The organism is Desulfonatronum thiodismutans (assembly GCF_000717475.1).
Taxonomy (GTDB): domain Bacteria; phylum Desulfobacterota; class Desulfovibrionia; order Desulfovibrionales; family Desulfonatronaceae; genus Desulfonatronum; species Desulfonatronum thiodismutans.
Genome location: NZ_JPIK01000012.1, coordinates 206,337 through 225,876 on the forward strand (window position 1 = coordinate 206,337; position 19,540 = coordinate 225,876).

The window sequence follows — 19,540 nt, forward strand, 5'->3', positions numbered from 1 at the left end:
AAAGGGCTGTGTGTCGGCCGTCCGCTACCCGAACGTCTCCAGGCAGGCGTCCCGAGCGACTTCGGCATAGAAATGACGGTGTTCCAGGGGCAAAGGGATTTCCTTGTCCGTGGCCAGGGAGGCGTAGGTCTTGAGCAGGTGCTCGCGGACCAGCCTCATCCCGTTTTTGCGTCGGTTCCCGGCACCGGAAACCAGGAGTTCCTCGGCCAGCCGGATGATTTCCCGGGCCCGAACCGTGGCGCTGTGGTCCCGAAGCACCCGGCGCTTGCCGCGCCGGGAGATTTCCTCCAGCCGTTCCGGATCGTCCAGGGCTTCGCGGGCGATGCGGGCCGCGGCTGAGGCGTCGTTGCGGGGATAGATCAGGATTTCTTCACCAGGGACAAAGACCTCGCGCAGGCCGTTTTCCACGTCCTCGGTGAGCACCGCCGCGCCGCAGGCCGCGGCCTGGAACAGCCGAAAATTCAACTCGCCCACAACACTCTGGTTGATCACGATCCGACTGCGCCCAAAAATCGGCGCGTACGCGCCCTGCTGGACAATGGTAGGGCAAGTTTGGCGAAACCGGCGTAAAAACGGCCCTCGGTCCGGGTTCAGCGGCGGATTCAGCGTGCCCACGAAACTGACCGGAATGTCCCGCTCCATGCCGGGATCCCGGTCCATGTCCAGACGGCAGTAAAGCGGAAACCAGCGACACTCGCGCCAGGCCCGAGGGTCCCGGAACAGCTTCAGATAATCCTTCTGGGCCACCAGGAACAAGTCAAAGGCCCAGCTGTAGGGCACGTGCCAGGGGTTGCAGTACTGGTCGATGGAGTACCCGACCACCACCCCCGGCAGCCGCTCCAGACCGAAGACCTCCAGCGGCCGACACCGGTCCACCCAAACGGTCAGCTCCGGCCGAAAGTCCCTGGCCGAAAGAATCTCCCACAGTTCCCGCGGACCGATGAGATGCTCAAGGGTCACGTCATGACCGGCCCCTTTGCCCATGGTCAGGACATGGTGCCCCATGTTCTTCCAGGCCGGGACGAAGTCCGTTCCCCCAACGCTCAAGATGCGCATGCTTTGTGCCTCAAAAGTATCCCAGACTGCGCAGGGTTTCCATTTGGCGTTCCTTGTCCTGATCCCTGCCGGAGCGCTCCCCGCCGCCCGCGGCCAGATCCGGGGCCTGATCCGGCGCGACGGTGCAGGGCATGCAGCCCAGGGAGCGGTAGCCTTGGGCGTAGAGCGTGCAATAGGGCAGCCCTTGTTCCATGATGCAGGCCCAGATGTCCATTTCCGTCCAGTCCAGGATCGGGTTGACCTGGAGATGATCCGGGGATTCGCGAGGCTCCACGGGCTGGCGGTCGCATCGGCTGGGCGCTTCGTCCCGGCGTAGTCCAGTGAGCAGGGCGGACAGGCGGAGGTCGACGATGGCCTGCTGTAAGGGGAGAATCTTCAGGTCGCGGCAGCAAGTCAGCTTGTCCTGGGCCACTGGGTAAACATCCAAGGGGATGTCCGGGCGTTGCACATGCAGGTCAATTTCCCATTCCCGGGCCACCTGATCGCGCAACTCCAGTACCTCGAGAAACTTCAACCCGGTATCCAGGTTCACGGCCCGGCAGGGGGCCATGTCCCGCTCCCGGAGCAGAGAGCGCCACAGCCAGAGGACCACGGTGGAATCCTTGCCTCCGGTCCAGGCCACGGCGGTCCGCTCAGGACCGTGTTTGGCCAGAACCTGTTCGAGGATGTGTCGGGAGTGGAGAATTTTATCGTGCAGCATGACAACGGCTCCTCGCAATCAGTTTTTCGAACTTCATGCGACGATTGGTTGGCCAAACCTGTATGTCAGTGTGGACAATTGGGCAACAGGCCGTCAGCCATGCCTGATTTTCAATTTCGGTTGACGCCAGGTTGATCCGAGTGAGAATACGGATTTGCATCCTGCGGTGTTGGAAGGCTGAAGAAGTTGTCTTTTGCGCGGGCGAACCAATGAGGATAAGAAGATGGGTACGGTGCATTTATGGGCTCGGTCGCCTGGATCGACCTGGAGGTGGACGCCGATCGACGTCGGAAAGATTCGGCGGGAAGCATGGGGACGTCTGGTGGGATCGACGTGGAGCTGAATCTGGTCGACGCCGGCCTGGTGCTGGAAGGCGGAGGGCTGCGCGGGGTGTTCACGTCCGGAGTGTTGCGGCGGTTCATGGACGAGGAGCTGTGGTTCGCTTCGGTGTACGGGGTGTCCATGGGCGCGTGCAACGGGGCCAATTACGTGGCCCTCCAGCCGGAGCGCAACCGGATGGTGAACATCGGTTTCGTGCGGGACCGCCGCTATCTGAGCTGGCTTCGGCTGCTGCGCGGCGGGGAGTTGTTCGGCATGGAGTTCATTTTCCAGGTTGTCCCGCGGCAGATCATTCCCTTTGACTACGCGGCGTTCCGGGACAGTCCGGTGAAATTCCGGGTCGTTCTGACCGATTGCGTGCGGGGCGAGGCGGTCTGGCTGGAAAAGGGCGAGTTCGCCCGGACCGACGATTCCGTGGACGATGTGTTCCGGGCCACGGCTAGCCTGCCCGTAATCTCGACCCCGGTGCGTTATCAAGGGCGCATGGTCATGGACGGCGGCATCGTTGATCCGATACCGGTCCGCGCTTGCGTGGAGCAGGGCGACGCAAAGCGCGTGATCGTCCTCACCCAGCCGGACGGATACGTCAAAAAGCCGAGCAAAAGCGGATGGGCCTGCAGATGGCGGCATCCCGAACTCGCGGGCATGCACCGGCTCTTGGCCCACCGTCATGACGTCTACAACCAGACCCAGACCGCGATCCGGGACATGGAGGCCCGGGGTGAGGCCTTTGTCATCCGGCCGGACACGACCCTGGGCGTGGGCCGGGTCTGCCGCGACCCCAAGAGGCTCTACGATCTCTACGACCACGGCTACTTCGCGGCTCAGAACCGCATGAACGCCTTGCGGGAGTATCTGGCGGCCTGAAAAAGGGCCTATCCTCTTGTTTTTTTCTCCACTCATCAGCCCAAAGGATGAATGCAATTGCTGCACATCTACATTGATGCCGACTCGTGCCCGGTCAAGCAGGAAGTTTATCGCGTCGCAAGCCGGTACCAGCTTGACGTGACGCTGGTGGCTAATTCGCGGATGCACGTACCCAGTGAACTTCGGGTAACGCTCATGGTGGTGAAGGGCGGTTTTGACGCGGCTGATGATTGGATTGTCGAACACGTCGACGCCCACGACATCGTCGTTACCGCCGACATCCTGCTGGCCGACCGCTGCCTGAAAAAGGGCGCGCTCGTCGTCGGCCCAACCGGAAAAACCTTTACCGCCGAAAGCATCGGCTCAGCCGTCGCAGTCCGGGGCCTGATGGCGGAACTTCGCAGCTCAGGGGAGATGACCGGAGGGCCTGCGCCGCTCAAAAAGCAGGATCGCTCCCGTTTCCTGCATCAGCTCGATGAAATGATCCAATCAATCCGCCGCGCACACCCTGACAGTGCCCGGTAGGACGGGCTGTCAGCTTGCAATGTGAGCAAGGAAATATTATATCGGATTTCGATATCGAAATGGATTTCTTGTTGTACAGTGCAAGGAGAAGAACAATGGACATCCTCATCGTCTGCGTGGCGGCCCTGGTCGCCTCGGCCTTGACCCTGTTTTCCGGCTTCGGCATGGGCACCCTGCTCATGCCGGTCTTCGCCATCTTCTTTCCGGTGCCCGTGGCCGTGGCCCAGACCGCGGTGGTGCATCTGCTGAACAACATCTTCAAGGCCTCGCTGTTCGGGCGCAACGCGGACAAGGGCGTGCTGCTGCGTTTCGGCCTGCCTGCCCTGGCGGCCAGCTTTCTCGGAGCCTGGATCCTGCTCTCCCTGGCCCAGGCCTCCCCGCTGACGACATATACCCTGGCGGGACGGGAGTTCGAGATCCAGCCCGTGAAGCTGACCATCGCCATGCTCATGGCCATGTTCGCGGGCCTGGAGCTGTGGCCCTGGTTCCAGAACCTGGCCTTTGACCGCCGGTACCTGCCCCTGGGCGGCATTCTCAGTGGCTTTTTCGGCGGTCTTTCCGGCCACCAAGGGGCCATGCGCAGCGCCTTCCTGATCAAAAGCGGGCTGACCAAGGAAGCCTTCATCGGCACCGGCGTGATGCTGGCCGTGATCGTGGATCTCTCCCGGATGACCGTCTACGCCGGCCTGCTCAAGTCCGCGGACGTCCTGGGCAACCCGACCACGGTCATCGCCGCGACCCTGGCCGCCTTTGCCGGAACCTTCCTCGGCACGCGGCTGGTCAAGAAGGTGACCATCAAGTTTTTGCAGGTGATCGTTTCGGTGATGCTCTTTCTGGTGGCGCTGGGTCTGGGGACGGGACTGCTGTAAAGTGGAAGTGACGGCCTCCTTCAGCGGGACCATCACTTCACGGTTATGTCAGCTCCAAGTGTTGCACGAAATGGAAGCCGCTTTTCGACATGCCCTCGAGTTCGTAAAATCGGTGCGCGTCTGCTCTTTGAAGACCTGAATCCAGGTGCATTTGCAGACAACCTACCGTCGTCGCGTAGTCTCGGAGCCAGGACAGCAACGCCGCGCCGTACCTCGTGAACGGCGGTTTTCGGTCGCGATCAGGTCGTCAACATAGAGAAACCGCCCCCACGCGAAGTTTTCTCCCGTCCTGAACCCGGCCATCGCGACAATCACGCCGTCGTCTTCCACCAACGCCAAGTGATAGCCGCTCTGCTCCTGGAGCCGCACCCGGGCGACAAATCCCTCTTCCGACACATGCGGCGAAGCTCCCGCATCACGAGGCAACAAGCGGCAATATCGTCATCCGTCCTGGCCAAGCGAATATTCATGGTTCCTTTCTTTTTGCACCTACATGGATGTCGAAATCAGTAGACTACGCCAGGGGTGGAGGCAAACTTGTCTGAAACCGGTCTGTCCGGTGATGCGCCGTGTGGGTCGTCAGTAGGCGGTCGGCCTTGAGTCGGGTGAGTCGGAATTGATTCATATCAAGGATCGTGTTCGTCGCTGGGAGTAGGGATGGGGCGAAACCATCAACTGTTTGGGTTTAACCACGTATCAACGACCAGGAGACCATCATGTCCGATACCGCTCCATCTTTAAAGTCCTATAACATCCTGCCTGGCCCTGAAATGGGCCTGGTCACGCCCGAGTACCTGGAATCCGTGGCCGCGGCGGTGCGCAAACACGAGATCCCCCTGCTCAAGATCACCTCGGCCCAGCGTCTGGCCATCGGCGGGCACGGGCCGGAGGCCGCGGCGGACATCTGGCGGGACTTGGGTTTTCCGGACGGTCCGAAAAGGCCCGCCGGCGTGCATTACATCCAGGCCTGTCCGGGCTCGCGCTGGTGCAAGTACGGCCAACTGGATTCCCTGGAACTGGGCCGCAAGCTGGACAAGGCGGTCAAGGACGTCGCGTTGCCGGCCAAGACGAAGCTCGGTCTGTCCGGGTGCGGGATGAACTGTTGCGAGAGTTATATCCGGGACGTGGGGCTATTCGGCAAGAAAAAAGGCTGGACCCTGATCTTCGGCGGCAACGGCGGCGGACGCCCTCGGATCGGCGACGCGATCGCCCGGGACCTGATCGACGACCAGGCTGTGGAACTGACCCGGGCCTGCCTGAGTTGCTACGCCGCCAAGGCCAAGCCACGGGAACGGACGGCCAGGTTCATGGAGCGGATCGGGGCGGAGGTTTTCAGGCGGGAGGTGCTGGGGGAGGTTGCGGACTGCCGTCCCGACGGCTCAGTTTGAGGGCACGGGCCGACAAAGGTGCTTCAGGAGAAGAGGGAGCCAGTCCTTTTGCGGCGTGTTGAAGCGGAATTCAAGTTCCTTAAGGTACAGCGGGCAGCATTCCGGGGTGAAGCAGCGGTAGCGGGTCAGCCAGTCTCCCGCGAACCGCCAAAAAGTCCGGTCCGCGTCCATGGGGATGGTTTCCTGATCCCACTTTTTGGCGAAGAGTTTACGCAAGTTGCCGCAGCAGGCAAAAAAAAGGGCCTCGCGGCCCTCGGCGGGTTCGGTGTAGACGAGGGTGCGCCAAATGCGCTTGCGGAGCGGACGTCCGAGAATTTCCCGGACATCCAGGTCGGGAAGCAACTCGAAGCGCACTGTCCCGGGCGTTCGGCGCAGCCCGAATACCGGAGCGTCCTTGCCCAGACAGTGCGCGTCTTCGGCGGCTTTCCCGCGGCAGTGCCTGCGCAGTTCGCCCTGTTCATCGAGCAACGGCGCGAAGGACGGGTCCCCGGCCAGAAGGCTGAGCCGCAGCGTGTTCACCGCCTTGAGGGTGGTTTCGTAGGAAACCTGAATCTCTCCGGCCATTTCCGTGGCCGGCACGCCTTCCACGAACAGGCGCATCACGGCCATCCACTGGGCTCGTGAGAGCGCGCACCGATTCAGCCAGCGGCCGGTGAAGTCGTGAAAGGTGTATACGCACGCCCCGCAACGATACCGACCATCCTTGAGCGGATAGACGGATCGTCGTCCGCAGCGGGGGCAGCGTACTTCGCCCTCGGGCCAGCAATGGGCCGCGAAAAGCGCTTGCAGCGGGTTCCGGTCCGACGCGAGAGTGGCGCGGCGGGCCATTTCCCCTATCCTTCCCAGTGAATGCACTCCACCGGGCAGTTTTCCACGGCCTCCTGAATCTGATCTTCCGGACCGCCCTCTTCCTGAACCACCTCCGCCTTGCCCGTCCCTATGTCCAGGTGGAACACTTCCGGACACATTTCCTCGCAAACCCCGCACCCAATGCATTCGTCCTGGTCAATGAACACCTTTCTGGCCATGATAGTCCTCCTTGAGAGTCAATCGGGACGTCGAACCCCGTCCCGGCTTCGTCGCGAACATCTCGCGCGGGCCGGGATATGATTCGCGTACTGTACCAGCCCGAGGTTCTAGGAGTGAACCAGGCGTTTGTCTACCCTGCTTGACAGATCATCCGTCCCCCACATAACTCCCTGCTGAAAAAAAACCGCCTTGAACCTCAAGCCTTTTCCCTGGAGTTGCATCATGCGCATCCTGCTCGTCGGATCCGGTGGACGTGAACACGCCCTGGCCTGGAAACTCAAGCAAAGCCCTCTGGTCGAGACATTGCTCGTCGCACCCGGCAATCCGGGCACGGTCGGGATGGGGGAGAGTTTGCCGATCACGGACGATGATATTCCCGCTCTGGTCCGCGCCGCACGGGAACACAAGGTGGACATGGTGGTCCCAGGTCCGGAATTGCCTCTGGTTCTGGGGCTCAAGGATGCTCTGTCCAACGAAGGTATCGCCTGTTTCGGACCCAGCGCCTTTTGCGCCCGGCTGGAGGGGAGCAAGGTCTTCGCCAAAAACATGATGCGCAAGGCCGGGATCCCCACGGCGGACTTCCGGGTTTTCGAGGAAGCCCACGAGGCCAGGGAGTATGCCAAAAAGCACCCCTTGCCCATGGTGATCAAGGCGGACGGGTTGGCCGCTGGCAAGGGAGTGATCATCGCCAAGACACGGGAAGAGGCCTTGGAGGCCATTGACGCGATCATGGTCCGGCGGATTTTCGACGCGGCCGGAGAGCGACTGATCATCGAGGAGGCCTTGGTGGGCGAAGAAGCCTCGCTGCTGGCCTTTTGCGACGGAAAGACCGTGGTCCCGCTGCCCTCGGCCCAGGACCACAAGCCCGTGGGCGAGAACGACACCGGTCCGAACACAGGCGGCATGGGCGCCTACAGCCCGGCCCCGATCCTGCCCGAAAGCAACCTTGCCGAGCTGACCGAGACGACCATCACCCCTCTGATCCGATTACTGGCCGAAAAAGGGCAGCCTTTTCAGGGGGTCATCTATGCCGGACTGATGTTCACGGCTAAAGGGCCGTACGTGTTGGAATACAACGTCCGCTTCGGAGACCCGGAATGTCAGCCGCTGATGGTCCGCCTGGAGTCCGATTTGGCTGAAATCATGTCCGCCTGCTGCGAAAAGCGGTTGGCCCAGGTTCCGGTGCGGTGGTCAGAGAAGACCGGACTGTGCGTGGTGCTGGCCGCGCCGGGGTATCCTGGTTCGTATCCCAAGGGTATGGCCATCTCAGGCCTGGACAGGGCCGAAGTCGTGCCCGGAGTCACTGTGTTCCAGGCCGGTACGACCCTGAAAAATGGCCGTCTGGTGTCGTCCGGAGGCCGGATTCTGGGCGTCACGGCCCTGGCTCCGGACCTTGTCTCCGCTCGATCCGCCGCCTACCAGGCCGCGGATTTGATTGACTTTGACGGGAAATACCTGCGGCGGGACATCGGGGCCAAGGGCATCGACCGGGCCGGGTGAAGGCCGACCTCCGACAAAAAAAGCCCCTTGGTTCAGTTTACATCCGTTGGGATGCCGAACCAGGGGGCCATGTTTTCGGTATTACCGATCAAATCAGCCCTGAACCGTCCCCATGACCACATAGACCGGATCGCTGGTCAGGGTCTGGTCGATGTGCGGGTCGTCCTCGGGCCGCCACCAGTTGCGGATGCTTACGGTTCGCAAGTCCGTGAGGGTCGGTACGGTCTGAAAATACTCCAGGACCAGGCCGACGCGCTCGAATTCGTGCAGGTCCATCCATATCCGGACGGCCTTGGTCGGGAACCAGCGATTGGAAACCCCCACCATAAGCGCCCCGCCGGGGCGCAACACCCGGGCGCACTCGGCGATGACCGCCTGGGGGGTGGTCAGGTACTCGATGGACAGGCTGCACGCCACGGCGTCGAAGCTCTTGTCCGGAAAGGGCAGCTTGGGGGTCGCGTTCAGATCGTGGACCACCCGCTCAGCCAGACGGGGGTTGGTCTCCATTTCCTCCAGATTCAAGCCCAGCCCGGTGACGTGCAGGTCGAGGTGTTCAGGGAGATGGGACTGTACGCTGCTCATCAGATCCAGAACCTTGGCCTTCGCGGACAGGGTTGACAGGGCGTCCGCATAGGTCTCTTTCAGAAACTCCCCGGCCTGGGCGTCAACATGGCCGATGATTCGGGGCGAAGCGTAAAACCGCGAGTCCTCGGTCTCGTCCCGGCGGTGGAGTCCGTCTTGCAGGTCAAAGCTGGTCGGGCGCCCGCCACCGCGGCACTGCATTCCCGGCCCGCTGTCCGCGATTTCTTCCAGCCAGCAGGTCAATCGCCCCCCGGTTTCCGTGACCTTGTCCGCCGTGTCCTTAACCGTGGCCCGCAGGGTCAACGGTCGTCCGGCCAGGGGGTGGTTGAGGTCCACGACCATGGATGATTCATCCAGTTCGATGATCCGTCCGGGGCGTGAATCCTGCGGGTACACCCCGAGCATGTCTCCCAGCATTCCTCGCGGATAAAATCGTCCACGGGCCGGTTCGATGATCCGTCCGCCCACGGTTCGGCGCTGGAACCGGGATCGGGGTACAGCATGGATCAGTTTCGGATCATGATCCGGGACGGCTTCTCCGGGTTGATAGGCTTTCTCCACCGTGTCGCCTGCTGACTTGCCCAGCAGGGCCTCCTTGAATCCGGGCGGAAACACGTCGCGCCAGAGGTTCACGCGCCGGGCCAGATACCGTTCCAGATGCCGGGATTCCGGGCTTTGCCATTCCAGGGCCAGTTCCAACGTCGTCAAACTGTGTTCACCAAGTCCGCTCACAATCTCCTTCTTTGCTCACCCTGAGTTGGGTTCAGAGGTTGATGGGTCAGTTGGGCCAAATGCAAAGGGGCGGCTAAAAAGCCGCCCCTTTGCAACCGAAGTCGGGGAGTTCTCCCCTTTTTCGACAGCTTTTATGCAGAGATAATTCTTCAAGAGGCCCGGTCAAGACCCGGACTATTCCTCCTTGGTCTTGGACTCGGCCACCACCTTTTCCGCCACCGGCGGCGGGCATTCCTCGTAGTGGTCGAACTCCATGACAAAGGTGCCCTGGCCGCCGGTCATGGAGCGCAGGGTCGGGGCGTATTCCAGGACCTCGGACATGGGCACGTGGGCGCGGATTTCGGTGACTCCGGCGTGGGAGTCCGTGCCCAGGACCTTGCCCCGGCGGCTGGACAGATCGCCGATGATGTCGCCCATGAACTCGTCCGGGGTGTACACGGTCATCAGCACAATGGGCTCCAGAAGCTGAATCTTGGCTTCCTCGGCCCCCTTTTTGAAAGCCAGGGAACCGGCCACCTTGAAGGCCATTTCCGAGGAGTCCACGGTGTGGAAGGAGCCGTCGAACAGGGTGACCTTGAAGTCCACCAGGGGATATCCGGCCAGGACCCCGCGCAGGGAGGACTCCTGGATGCCCTTGTCCACGGCTGGGATGTACTGTCGGGGAATGGCGCCGCCGACAATGGCGTCCACGAATTCGTAACCCGCACCCCGTGGCAAAGGCTCCATCCGGATCCAGCAGTCGCCGAACTGGCCCCGGCCGCCGGACTGCTTCTTATGCCGGCCCTGGACCTCGGCTCGGCCCTTGATGGTCTCTCGATAGGGAACCTTGGGTGGTTTGAGCACGATGTTTACCTTGTAGCGTCGTCGGCACTTTTCCACTGCGGTCTCGATGTGCATCTGGCCCATGCCGGACAGCAGCATCTCCCCGGTTTCCTCGCCTCGGGACAGGCTCAGGGTCACGTCCTCGTCCAGCAACTTCTGCACCGCGGCATAGACCTTGTCCTCCTCGCCCTTTTCCTCCGCGCCCAGGGCGTAGGTGATCATGCTCGTGGGCAGTTGCGGGGCGGCCAGTTGGAAGGGCTTTTTCTCGTCGCACAAGGTGTCCGCGGTGGTCGTGCTTTTGAGCTTGGCCACGGCCACGATGGCCCCTGGACCCAGCGGTTCCTTGCTCGGCGTGGTGGTCTTGCCCTGGAGCAGCAAGAGCTGTCCCATCCGCTCCTTGGCGTCCTTACCGGGGTTGAACAGGGTCATATCCGGGGTGAGCACGCCGGAGAGCACGCGCAGCACGCTGAGTTGGCCGGTGAAAGGGTCGGCGATGGTCTTGAAGACGAAGCAGGCCGTCGGAGCGTCGGGGCTGGAGGGGCGTTCCTCGCCGTCCGCGCCGACCCAGTTCGCATGGTCCAGAGGGGAGGGCAGCAGGTCCTGGATCACGTCCAGGATCAGCGGGCCGCCCCGGTTGACCAGGGCCGCGCAGACCGTCACCGGCACCAACTCACCGGAGAGCACGCCCTTGCGCAGAGCGCCCTGCATTTCCGGCAGGGTCAGCTCGCCCTCTTCCAGGTACTTCTCCATCAGCTCCTCATCGCTTTCGGCGATGTTTTCCATCATGGTTTCCCGGAGGGTCGCCACCTGGTCGGCCACATCCCCGGGCATCTCGCCGGGCTTGAGATTCCCGGCGTCGTCGAACAGCAAGGCCTGCTCGGCCAGGACGTCCACCACCCCTTTGAAGTCAGCCTCCGAGCCCAAGGGAAGATGCAACAGGACCGGCTTGATGCCCAGGATTTCCTGCAACCCGTTGAAGGCCATTTCAAAGTTGGCCCGGTCCCGGTCCATTTTGTTGATGACCACCATGGCCGGCAGACCGGCTTTTTTCACTTCGGCCCAGAATCGTTTGGTCAGGGGCTTGACGCCGTCCACCGCGTCGATCACGAAGACCGCGCCGTCCGCGGCGCTCAGGAGGTAGGGCAGGTCGCCGCAGAAATTGTTGTCCCCGGGCGCGTCGATGAGGAAATGCTGGTTTTTTTTCCAGAAGTATTGGCCGAATCCGGGCTGAATACCGCCCCGTCGCTTGACTTCTTCGGGTTCGTAATCCAGGCAGGTGGTGCCCTCGTCGATCTTGCCCAGGCGGTTGATCACCGAGGTGTTGAACAGCAACATTTCGGCCACGGATGTTTTTCCGCTGCCTCCATGTCCGACCAGGGCGTATGTGCGTTGGGTGCTGAGCTTATCCTGCATTCGGCCTCCTTCAGGGATTGTGTTGGTAAGGGGTGGCGCCGTCAGGCGAAGATGCTGCGCTGTTGTAAGCTTTGCACCTATAGAGACGGGGTTGGAAGAATGTCAAGGGAGGCTCTCGAATGGCAGGCTGGATAAGGGTTTATGCGTCCCAGTTGGATTGTTCGGGAGCCAGTTTGTTCTGGGCCGGCTCTCCCCCGGATGAGTTGTGTCGATCGATACGGGAGGTGGGGCAACTGGACCCGGTTCTGATCCGGGCTCACGACGAAGGGTACAAGCTGTTGTCCGGGTACCGCAGGGCGGCCTTCCTGGCCCAAGAGCACCGGGAAATCACGGCGAGGTGTCTGCCCGGCCCGGGTTCACCTCTGGAGGACGGCCTGCTCTATCTGCACGCCAATACGCACCGGCCCCTGGACGAGCCCATGCGCGTTCAGGCCCTGCGGTATTTCCAGCCGCTGCTTGAGCCGGAAGAACTGACCCGGTGTGTCGCCCCTCTGCTGGGCGTCCCCCCCCGCTCCGGGATATGGCGAAAATATCTGGCCTGGATCGAACTGCCCGTGTTCTGGGACGATCTGCTTCGCGTCGGCAACGTCCCCCTGGCCGCGGGAACGATTCTGGCCCGGCTCCGCCAAGACGAACTGGAAGCGTTACGACCTTATTTCGAGGCCTGGAAATGGTCCCAGGGTCGGGCCGTTCAGTGGCTGACTCTGCTCCAGGAAACGGTCCTGGGCCGCGGATGGTCCCTGGTCCAAACCCTGGAAGCCGTCGACGGTCGTCGGGTGCTGGAAAGCGGCCTCGCCCCTCAGGACGCCCTGCAAGCTCTGACCACTCAGGCCAAAGCCCTCCGGTACCCCCAATTGGACGGGATGGGATATCGTTTCGGGGATCTGGCCAAACGCCTTTTCGGCTCGTCCCGCTGGGAGATCATTCCCAGCCCGAACTTTGAATCCGACGCCGTGGAACTGCGTTTGCGGGCCCGAAGCGTCGAGGATCTCCGGGCCGCGGCCCGAGCCCTGAACGAGGCCACGGCACCGGAAAGCCCTTTGGGCTGTCTGAAAGGACTGTTTCAGATCGCCCAAGATGAGCAATCCGAGCCGTGACGTTGGATCTCTATTCTCTGAACGTTACTTCTTCTCCAATTCCGCGGTCAGCCATTCCTTGATTTCCGGGCTCAGCTCGTGAATCCCCTTCAGCCCGCCGATGGACTCCAGGTAGCTCTTGGCCAAATCCTCGGGAAGGCGTTTCTCGCACAGGGTCGTGGAGCCGTAGTTGGTCATCTTCATCAGCACCACCTTGGGCTCCTCCCAGGTGTCGATAACGAAGTAGATGGAGTACTCGTCCGAGCCTCGCACGGGCAGGCGCATGGCGTCGTGCCAATTGTTGTTGCCCCACTCCAGAAACATGGTCACCGCGTCCTCGTGGATCATGTCCCAGTTGACCTCGTTCAGCCACGTCTTGCAGGCATCCAGATCACTCATGCTCATTGCCCCTTTGCGGTTTTGGTTGTGTCTTGGATTGTATGTTCAACGAAGATCAGCTCTTCCACGGCAAACCCCAACTGTGCGGCCCGGTCCGTCAATCGGCGGACCACGGTCTCGTCCAGCCAGGGGGATCTGGCCAGAACCCACAGATACGAAAGGGTTGGCCCGGCCACCAGGGCGTATTCATAGCCCGTTCGGTCCAACTCCAGGATGTTGTAGCCGCCGTAAAATGGTCCGAAAAAAGAAACCTTCAGCCGCCCCGTGCTCGGATCGTCCACGAAATAAGCCCGCCCCTCGGCTTCCTTCCAGACATCCTTGCGCGGATCATACCCTCGGTTGAGCACCCTCACCCCTCCGTCGTCGCGCATCGAATACTCGGCCGTGACGTTGTTCAGGCCGCGCTCGAAGGAATGATCCAGCCGGGCGATTTCATACCACCTCCCCAGATACCGCTCTAGTTCAAACCCGCTCACCGGCTCAACTCCCTTGGGTATGCCCGCGCAACCAGAGAAGAGCGCGGAGATGGGCACGGCGAGCAGCGTCGCCAGGAGCACTGCAATGATGCCTTTGCCGCTCATGATCGCCTCCTTGGTTGTTGTGCTTGGTTTCTCGAATCGGAACTTTACCTGGGCCGGGGCGATTGCGCAAACCGCGTGCTCGGGTTGATTCGATGCACCAAGGAGGATAAAGTGTTCAATAGTGTAAGTTGGAAGGCGATGGTCGGTGACGTGACGTGTTTTTCGATAACCAGGAGGGCGTATGCACGGAATGTTTTTACCTCATGCAGAGCGCGTTTTTACGGATCATCAAAAATTTTCCGGGGTCAGAATCGCGGTTTTGGTGCGGGGAACGGATTCGGATAAGATCAGCGTGTCTCAATTAGAGATCGATCCCGGAGTCGAGGTGCCGATCCATACCCATAATCCGCAACTGGACTCCATCTTCGTGCTGTCCGGCGAGGCGGAAGTGTTCATCAACGGAGAGTGGCGGAGAGTCGGCCCGGAGGATTATCTTCTTGCTCCGGTGGGCGTTGAGCATGGAGTGCGGAATATCGGACGGGAGCCGCTACGGCTGTTTATTCATCACAGCCCCCCGTTGCTGTAGCCAAGAAAAGTCGCATGACAAACGCCGCGCCAAAAAGTCGGCGCGGCGCTTAGTCGGTGCGGGGTGTCCAGGTTTAAGGCTGCTCCCGAAGAGGCGTTCGAGGGGAGTAGGTCATCCGTACTGCCTTCCTGGTTGCCCCTGGAAGAACTCGTTGACCGCTTGGCTGACGTAGAGTTTGACCTCTTTCTCGCCTTCCTCCAGCAGAACGTTCGATTCGGCGAGCAGACCCAGATCCTCGGCCACGTCCTCCCAGTGCTTTTTCATTTTCACGATGTCGGGATCCCCGACATTGAACCGTCTGATGGCTACCCAAGACATGGCTGCCTCCTTATTTGGTTGGTGTACGCGGACAGCAGTCCGTTGAAAAACTCCCAATTGCTACGTCGCTGCAAAAGTTCAAGCTCTCACGTATCAATAAATACGCTTCGAACTAAACCTTTTCTTGCTCCTTGCACGAGGGCTTTTTGAACGGACTGCCTAGATATCTCAGTTAAGGCGGCCCCTTCATGGAAGCACCTTGTACCAGGAGCCGCCTCGAGTCGCAAAGCAATAATTGCCCCCCTCGCGCAAGTCAATTTTGTTGCATTTCTTCATGCCCGGGGATATGCGTTGAGGTCATGTCGAGCTGCTTTTCCCAAAATGCGAGCTTTCGGACGGTGCTCCGGTACCTCTGGATGGAACGGATGGAGTTAAGATGGAATCTAGGATCGTGGCGGAGAACAAGGTCGAACACGTCGGTTCCGTTCTCCTGATCGAACCCGACGCGGGCATGGCCCGGGCCATGGAGTCCGAACTGGCCAGGGGCAATTTCGCCGTTCGCGTGGTCCGGAGCCACCTCGGGGCCTTAGGGATGATCGAGGACCTGCGGGAGCCGCATGTGGTGCTCGTCCCGGCCGAAGCCACGGACATCGACGGATTTGATTTCGTCCACCTGGTCCGTCACCGCAACCGTTTCCTGGGGCAGTGTCTGCCGATCATCATGGTCGGTTCCGGTGACAATTTCGCCAGGATTGCTCGCAGTGACGACGGCGGGATCGCCGACTTCCTGTTGCGTCCCTACTTTCCTGGAGAACTGGTCTGGCGGGTGCGCAAGGCCTGGAAGGTTCTGGAGCGGCGGCGACAATCGGACTCCCTGGAATACATGGACACCTCCTCCGGCATCCTGACCACGGCCGGGCTTAAGCGCGCCATCCACGAGGAGTTGAACAAGTCGTTTCGTAAACGGGCCTGTTTTTCCCTGGCCGTGGTCGCGTTTCATCGTCTGGAAGACGTGCACCTGAACTACGGGCTGATGATGGCCGAATGGATGGAGCGGGATCTTTCCGTTCAAGTCCGACTTGCCCTGCGTAGTTACGACCGATTGGGTAAAATCGAGTTCGGGATGTATTGTTTGCTGGCCCCTGACGTGGACCGGGAGCACCTGCAAATGCTGATCTATCGTTTGGGCGGGCAGATCAGGGATTGGAACGGGTCCGTGGCCAGGAATTCCCATATCCGCACGCCGCTGGAGCTGAAAGTCCGTCCTCTGACCGTTCTCCCCCAGTTTGAACCCCGCCATCTGACCAAGGCCGCGGCCCTGCTCTGGGACTGGGCAGATCAGCGTGAAGGTCACGTTGATATTACCCGGGCCGAGTTTTCCGAGACCGTCCTGACCCCGAAGGTCGTCATGGAACGTCTTTTACCCGATCTTCCACCCGGTGGCGGTACTCCGCTCGGCCATCCGCAACGCTCATGACCGTCGCCCCGACCTCCCCATTACAGGGCGAAGTGTTGTTTCGCCAAGGACGCTTTCAGGACGCGGTTCAGTCCTTGCTGGACGAATATCGCGGAGGCGGGAAGACCTTCGCGGTGATCACCCTACTGATCCAGTCCATGCGCGCCCTGGGGCAGCACCGGGAAATGGCCGACTTTCTGGCCAAGGCGGTGATGGAATCCTCGCTTTCCATGCCCGAGCAGGCCGCGCTCTACTATCAGCTGGGGCAGGCCTTGTTTCAGGCCAAGGATATGACCCAGGCCAAGCAGGCTTTTTGGCAGGCCCACCGGCTGAACCCGAACCATCCGGGACTGGCTGATAAGTTGAAAGCCATCGGCCATCGGGAGCTTCGTCCGCAACACCGCTACAGCCTGTTGGTTTCTCGTGGTTTACTGACCGAAGACCAACTCGCGGAAATGACCCAGACCGCCAAGGAGGCCGGCGAGGATCTGGACCAGTATTTGCTTCGGGAAGTGAAGCTGGAAAAGGCCGTGCTGGGCGAATCCTTGTCCGCGTTTTACGAAGTGCCTTTCGTGCCCTTTGATCCGAATATCGACGCGCCTTTTGAACTACTGGAAAAACGCAAGCTGGACCCGGATTATCTGAAGCGCTCCGGCTGGACCCCGCTGGCCGTTGATGGCAATTCCATCACCGTGTTGATGGCCAACCCCTTTGATCACGCCCGGTTGGACGAAATCCGGTTCATTTTCGGCACCAGCCGGATCGAGCCCAAGGTCGCCCTGGCATTGGACATCCAGGGCTTCATCGACTTGTTCTACCGCAGCCTGGGGTCCGAGGAACTGATGGAGCTCGGGGACTCGATGGAGGCCCAGACAGACGAGGAGGCTGAACCGGGCTTGGACGAGGAAACCGGGGTCTCGGACTCCGAGGTCGTCAGGCTGGTCAACGCCCTGCTGGTGGAAGCCTGGCGGCGAGGTGCCTCGGACATTCACATCGAGCCCGACCCTCAGAATCGCTATTGCACGGTGCGCTTTCGCATCGACGGCAGTTGTCACGAATTCCGCAAGATCCGCGCCGGGATGGCCAAGCCGTTGATTTCCCGTGTCAAAATCATGGCTCACCTGAACATCGCCGAGCGCCGACTGCCCCAGGACGGCAAGATCAAGATGCGCCTGCCCGAGCTGGGCAAGATCGTCGAATTCCGGGTGGCCATCCTGCCGACCATCGAGAATCACGAAGACGTGGTTCTGCGCGTACTGGCCTCCGGCAAGCCCTTGCCTTTGGAACGGCTGGGCATGTCCGACGAGAACCTGGCCAAGTTCAAGTCTTCGGTCTACAAGCCTTACGGGCTGATCATCGTGGTCGGGCCAACCGGTTCCGGAAAAACCACGACCCTGCATTCGGCCATCAGCTACATCAACACCCCGGAGCGCAAGATCTGGACCGCCGAAGATCCCGTGGAAATCACCCAGGAAGGGCTACGTCAGGTTCAGATCAACCCGAAGATCGGCCTGGATTTCGCCACCACCTTGCGCTCCTTTCTTCGAGCCGACCCGGACGTGATCATGATCGGCGAAATGCGCGACGCGGAGACCGCGCACATCGGGGTCCAGGCGTCGCTGACCGGGCACCTGGTCTTTTCCACCCTGCATACCAATTCCGCGCCGGAAACCATCACCCGTCTGTTGGACATGGACCTGGACCCCTTCAATTTCGCGGATTCCCTGCTCTGCGTCGTGGCCCAGCGCCTGATCAAAACCCTCTGCTCCCACTGCAAGGAGGCCTATCATCCGGACAAGCAGGAGGTGGACGACTTGGCCAAGGAATTTGGACCGGGCTTTGACCAGTACATTCCCATGTCCCGGGAAATTTCCCTGTACCGGGCCAAGGGTTGCGGGCAGTGCAACCATGGGTACCGCGGCAGAACGGGGGCCCATGAACTGATGACCAGCTCCACGCAGATCAAAAATCTGATCAAGCGTCGCGGCCACACGGAGGAAATTCGGGACCAAGCCGTGGCTGACGGGATGTTGACCCTGAAGCAAGACGCTTTGCTCAAGGTGCTCCAGGGCTTCACGGACATGGTTCAGGTGCGCTCGGTCAGTGGATGGTGAGTAAAAAGTTTCGGTGAATCAGAGTCGAAACTCGTGGCCGAACACCCGGAGATAAACTTGAGGAGAACCCCGTAAATGGAAATATTGTCCGTTGTTGAACTGCTCTTCACGGCCCAGGGCACGTCCGAATGGGCCCATTGGCCCTTCGGGCCGTCGTTTGTCGGAAGCTGGCTGAACATGCTCACGAAGTTCGTCTTCATCGGTCTCGTGCTGGCCGCGATGATGTACCTGCTGCGGTATTTGTTCGGACCCGGCGGCCCAATGCGGGATGACGACCTGGACGCACCCTCCGATGAGCAGGCTCTTGAACAGGCCCTGGCCGTGTTGCGCAAGCGGATGATGGAGGGGCGCATCGAACCCGAGGATTTCGAACGGGCCAGGAAACTCATGGAACAATGACCGGCATGGACATGGAGGCCCCCGTACTCGCCTTGGTGGGCTTCGCTCGGGAACATTTTTCCCCTGATGCGCAAGACCGGGCCAACATGGCCCTCAAGCTGGACCACTGCTTGCGGGTTTTTCAGGAAGCCGAGACGATTACGATCCGGGAAGGTCTTCAGCCGGACGCGACCCGCCGGTCGCTCTGGGCCGCTCTGTTCCACGATGTGGGGCGGTTTCCGCAGTATGCGACCCATAAAACCTTCGACGACCGCAAATCCACGGATCACGGCAGTCTCGGGGTTCGGACCTTGAAGCGGCGCGGCCTGCTTGCGGCTCTGGATGAACACGACCGCAAGGCCGTGCTGGCGGCGGTGATCCTGCACAACAAGCGCTTTTTGCCCCCCGACCTTCCTGATTGGGCCGCGGTCCCTGCCCGGGTGGTCCGGGATGCGGACAAGCTGGACATCTTCCAGGTGATGATCGAGCACCTTCGTCCCGGCGCACGGAACAACCCGGTGGTTACTCTGGGATTGCACGACGAGCCCGCCGTCTGCACGGATGCGTTGGTGGAACAGATCCTGGCCGGAAAATTGGGCGACTACGCCAGGATGCGCACGCTCAACGACTTCCGACTGCTGCTGTGCAGCTGGGTCTATGATCTGAACTTCCCCGCCTCCAGGCAGGCCGTGGAAGAGCGTGGCCACCTGAATGAACTCCTGGACGACCTCCCGGACCTGCAGAAAATTCGTCGCGTGCGGGAAACCGTGCTTTCCGCCTTGGAACGGAAATAAGTCTCCGTTTCAGGTCGGAGCGGCAAATGGTTACAAAAATGGACGCGAAAAGCGAGTTCCCCGCAGCTCTCCCTGTCGGAAACGTCCTGTCTGGAGATCCCTGACTCATGGAGAAGCCCACGGGATGGGTGGCAAG

At 61.0% G+C, this 19,540-nt stretch carries 20 protein-coding genes; 11 read left to right on the top strand and 9 right to left on the bottom strand.

What is annotated here, in order from left to right; all coding sequences use genetic code 11:
- Positions 1 to 24 precede the first annotated feature (24 nt).
- The gene (locus GY33_RS0109475) at positions 25 to 1,056 is read right to left on the bottom strand and encodes a glycosyltransferase family protein (protein ID WP_031387106.1); all 1,032 of its coding nucleotides are present in this window, start codon (positions 1,054 to 1,056) and stop codon (positions 25 to 27) included.
- Between the two features lie 10 nt (positions 1,057 to 1,066).
- Positions 1,067 to 1,756, bottom strand: coding sequence for a phosphoadenosine phosphosulfate reductase family protein (locus GY33_RS0109480; protein WP_031387107.1), 690 nt, complete (start codon positions 1,754 to 1,756; stop codon positions 1,067 to 1,069).
- Positions 1,757 to 1,996: 240 nt separating this feature from the next.
- On the opposite strand from GY33_RS0109480, the gene GY33_RS0109485 reads away from it, so the two are divergent.
- The 4 genes from GY33_RS0109485 (at position 1,997) to GY33_RS0109500 (ending at position 5,744) form a co-directional block, all read left to right on the top strand.
- Positions 1,997 to 2,962 (top strand): patatin-like phospholipase family protein, encoded by a 966-nt coding sequence (locus GY33_RS0109485; protein ID WP_051822473.1) that lies wholly within the window; start codon positions 1,997 to 1,999, stop codon positions 2,960 to 2,962.
- A gap of 57 nt (positions 2,963 to 3,019) precedes the next feature.
- Positions 3,020 to 3,487, top strand: coding sequence for a YaiI/YqxD family protein (locus tag GY33_RS0109490; RefSeq protein WP_031387109.1), 468 nt, complete (start codon positions 3,020 to 3,022; stop codon positions 3,485 to 3,487).
- A gap of 95 nt (positions 3,488 to 3,582) precedes the next feature.
- Entirely contained in the window at positions 3,583 to 4,356 is a 774-nt protein-coding gene (locus GY33_RS0109495) for a sulfite exporter TauE/SafE family protein (protein WP_031387110.1), read from the top strand.
- A 716-nt stretch (positions 4,357 to 5,072) separates the two neighbouring features.
- A complete protein-coding gene (locus tag GY33_RS0109500; protein ID WP_035271724.1) occupies positions 5,073 to 5,744 on the top strand; it encodes a nitrite/sulfite reductase domain-containing protein in 672 nt (223 codons plus the stop codon).
- On the opposite strand, the gene GY33_RS19125 is transcribed toward GY33_RS0109500, so the two are convergent.
- Both GY33_RS19125 and GY33_RS0109510 read right to left on the bottom strand, forming a co-directional pair.
- Positions 5,736 to 6,572: a transposase gene (locus GY33_RS19125; RefSeq protein WP_084185026.1), complete on the bottom strand. Its 837-nt coding sequence runs from the start codon at positions 6,570 to 6,572 to the stop codon at positions 5,736 to 5,738. The genes GY33_RS0109500 and GY33_RS19125 overlap by 9 nt on opposite strands.
- A gap of 5 nt (positions 6,573 to 6,577) precedes the next feature.
- Positions 6,578 to 6,772, bottom strand: coding sequence for a ferredoxin (locus GY33_RS0109510; protein ID WP_031387113.1), 195 nt, complete (start codon positions 6,770 to 6,772; stop codon positions 6,578 to 6,580).
- A 223-nt stretch (positions 6,773 to 6,995) separates the two neighbouring features.
- Here GY33_RS0109510 and purD point away from each other — a divergent pair, with 223 nt between their 5' ends.
- Positions 6,996 to 8,273, top strand: coding sequence for a phosphoribosylamine--glycine ligase (gene purD, locus GY33_RS0109520; protein ID WP_031387114.1), 1,278 nt, complete (start codon positions 6,996 to 6,998; stop codon positions 8,271 to 8,273).
- A 93-nt stretch (positions 8,274 to 8,366) separates the two neighbouring features.
- On the opposite strand, the gene GY33_RS0109525 is transcribed toward purD, so the two are convergent.
- Together GY33_RS0109525 and fusA are read right to left on the bottom strand one after the other, a co-directional pair.
- Entirely contained in the window at positions 8,367 to 9,587 is a 1,221-nt protein-coding gene (locus GY33_RS0109525; RefSeq protein WP_031387115.1) for a methyltransferase domain-containing protein, read from the bottom strand.
- 174 nt (positions 9,588 to 9,761) lie between these two features.
- A complete protein-coding gene (gene fusA, locus GY33_RS0109530) occupies positions 9,762 to 11,822 on the bottom strand; it encodes an elongation factor G (RefSeq protein WP_031387116.1) in 2,061 nt (686 codons plus the stop codon).
- Between the two features lie 119 nt (positions 11,823 to 11,941).
- Between fusA and GY33_RS0109535 the strand changes: the two genes are divergently transcribed.
- The gene (locus GY33_RS0109535; protein ID WP_084185028.1) at positions 11,942 to 12,919 is read left to right on the top strand and encodes a ParB/RepB/Spo0J family partition protein; all 978 of its coding nucleotides are present in this window, start codon (positions 11,942 to 11,944) and stop codon (positions 12,917 to 12,919) included.
- Between the two features lie 24 nt (positions 12,920 to 12,943).
- Here GY33_RS0109535 and GY33_RS0109540 read toward each other — a convergent pair whose 3' ends face one another.
- Complete coding sequence (locus GY33_RS0109540) at positions 12,944 to 13,297, bottom strand: DVU0772 family protein (RefSeq protein WP_031387118.1); 354 nt, start codon at positions 13,295 to 13,297, stop codon at positions 12,944 to 12,946.
- Positions 13,298 to 13,299: 2 nt separating this feature from the next.
- Positions 13,300 to 13,878: a lipocalin family protein gene (locus tag GY33_RS0109545; RefSeq protein WP_084185030.1), complete on the bottom strand. Its 579-nt coding sequence runs from the start codon at positions 13,876 to 13,878 to the stop codon at positions 13,300 to 13,302.
- Positions 13,879 to 14,170: 292 nt separating this feature from the next.
- Here GY33_RS0109545 and GY33_RS0109550 point away from each other — a divergent pair, with 292 nt between their 5' ends.
- The gene (locus GY33_RS0109550; protein ID WP_235185499.1) at positions 14,171 to 14,404 is read left to right on the top strand and encodes a cupin domain-containing protein; all 234 of its coding nucleotides are present in this window, start codon (positions 14,171 to 14,173) and stop codon (positions 14,402 to 14,404) included.
- Positions 14,405 to 14,515: 111 nt separating this feature from the next.
- Here the strand turns inward: GY33_RS0109550 and GY33_RS0109555 are convergent, their stop codons facing one another.
- Complete coding sequence (locus tag GY33_RS0109555) at positions 14,516 to 14,722, bottom strand: hypothetical protein (protein WP_031387121.1); 207 nt, start codon at positions 14,720 to 14,722, stop codon at positions 14,516 to 14,518.
- A gap of 376 nt (positions 14,723 to 15,098) precedes the next feature.
- Here GY33_RS0109555 and GY33_RS0109560 point away from each other — a divergent pair, with 376 nt between their 5' ends.
- The 4 genes from GY33_RS0109560 to GY33_RS0109575 all read left to right on the top strand — a co-directional run bounded on the left by GY33_RS0109560 (position 15,099) and on the right by GY33_RS0109575 (position 19,404).
- Positions 15,099 to 16,139, top strand: a complete 1,041-nt coding sequence (locus GY33_RS0109560; RefSeq protein ID WP_031387122.1) for a response regulator transcription factor — start codon at positions 15,099 to 15,101, stop codon at positions 16,137 to 16,139.
- Positions 16,136 to 18,232: a GspE/PulE family protein gene (locus GY33_RS0109565; RefSeq protein WP_084185032.1), complete on the top strand. Its 2,097-nt coding sequence runs from the start codon at positions 16,136 to 16,138 to the stop codon at positions 18,230 to 18,232. The genes GY33_RS0109560 and GY33_RS0109565 overlap by 4 nt, the downstream gene beginning before the upstream one ends.
- A 75-nt stretch (positions 18,233 to 18,307) precedes the next feature.
- Positions 18,308 to 18,631 carry a hypothetical protein gene (locus tag GY33_RS19130; protein WP_051822475.1) on the top strand — a complete coding sequence of 108 codons (324 nt, stop codon included), beginning with the start codon at positions 18,308 to 18,310 and terminating at the stop codon, positions 18,629 to 18,631.
- Entirely contained in the window at positions 18,628 to 19,404 is a 777-nt protein-coding gene (locus tag GY33_RS0109575) for an HD domain-containing protein (protein ID WP_051822476.1), read from the top strand. The genes GY33_RS19130 and GY33_RS0109575 overlap by 4 nt, the downstream gene beginning before the upstream one ends.
- Positions 19,405 to 19,540: the final 136 nt, after the last annotated feature.

Excerpts from the sequence above, each read along its gene's own strand:
- GY33_RS0109475 (WP_031387106.1), bottom strand. The coding sequence starts at position 1,056 with ATGCGCATCTTGAGCGTTGGGGGAACGGACTTCGTCCCGGCCTGGAAG.
- GY33_RS0109480 (WP_031387107.1), bottom strand. The coding sequence starts at position 1,756 with ATGCTGCACGATAAAATTCTCCACTCCCGACACATCCTCGAACAGGTT.
- GY33_RS0109485 (WP_051822473.1), top strand. The coding sequence starts at position 1,997 with ATGGGCTCGGTCGCCTGGATCGACCTGGAGGTGGACGCCGATCGACGT.
- GY33_RS0109495 (WP_031387110.1), top strand. The coding sequence starts at position 3,583 with ATGGACATCCTCATCGTCTGCGTGGCGGCCCTGGTCGCCTCGGCCTTG.
- GY33_RS0109500 (WP_035271724.1), top strand. The coding sequence starts at position 5,073 with ATGTCCGATACCGCTCCATCTTTAAAGTCCTATAACATCCTGCCTGGC.
- GY33_RS19125 (WP_084185026.1), bottom strand. The coding sequence starts at position 6,572 with ATGGCCCGCCGCGCCACTCTCGCGTCGGACCGGAACCCGCTGCAAGCG.
- GY33_RS0109510 (WP_031387113.1), bottom strand. The coding sequence starts at position 6,772 with ATGGCCAGAAAGGTGTTCATTGACCAGGACGAATGCATTGGGTGCGGG.
- purD (WP_031387114.1), top strand. The coding sequence starts at position 6,996 with ATGCGCATCCTGCTCGTCGGATCCGGTGGACGTGAACACGCCCTGGCC.
- fusA (WP_031387116.1), bottom strand. The coding sequence starts at position 11,822 with ATGCAGGATAAGCTCAGCACCCAACGCACATACGCCCTGGTCGGACAT.
- GY33_RS0109535 (WP_084185028.1), top strand. The coding sequence starts at position 11,942 with ATGGCAGGCTGGATAAGGGTTTATGCGTCCCAGTTGGATTGTTCGGGA.
- GY33_RS0109540 (WP_031387118.1), bottom strand. The coding sequence starts at position 13,297 with ATGAGTGATCTGGATGCCTGCAAGACGTGGCTGAACGAGGTCAACTGG.
- GY33_RS0109545 (WP_084185030.1), bottom strand. The coding sequence starts at position 13,878 with ATGAGCGGCAAAGGCATCATTGCAGTGCTCCTGGCGACGCTGCTCGCC.
- GY33_RS0109555 (WP_031387121.1), bottom strand. The coding sequence starts at position 14,722 with ATGTCTTGGGTAGCCATCAGACGGTTCAATGTCGGGGATCCCGACATC.
- GY33_RS0109560 (WP_031387122.1), top strand. The coding sequence starts at position 15,099 with ATGGAATCTAGGATCGTGGCGGAGAACAAGGTCGAACACGTCGGTTCC.
- GY33_RS0109565 (WP_084185032.1), top strand. The coding sequence starts at position 16,136 with ATGACCGTCGCCCCGACCTCCCCATTACAGGGCGAAGTGTTGTTTCGC.
- GY33_RS19130 (WP_051822475.1), top strand. The coding sequence starts at position 18,308 with ATGGAAATATTGTCCGTTGTTGAACTGCTCTTCACGGCCCAGGGCACG.
- GY33_RS0109575 (WP_051822476.1), top strand. The coding sequence starts at position 18,628 with ATGACCGGCATGGACATGGAGGCCCCCGTACTCGCCTTGGTGGGCTTC.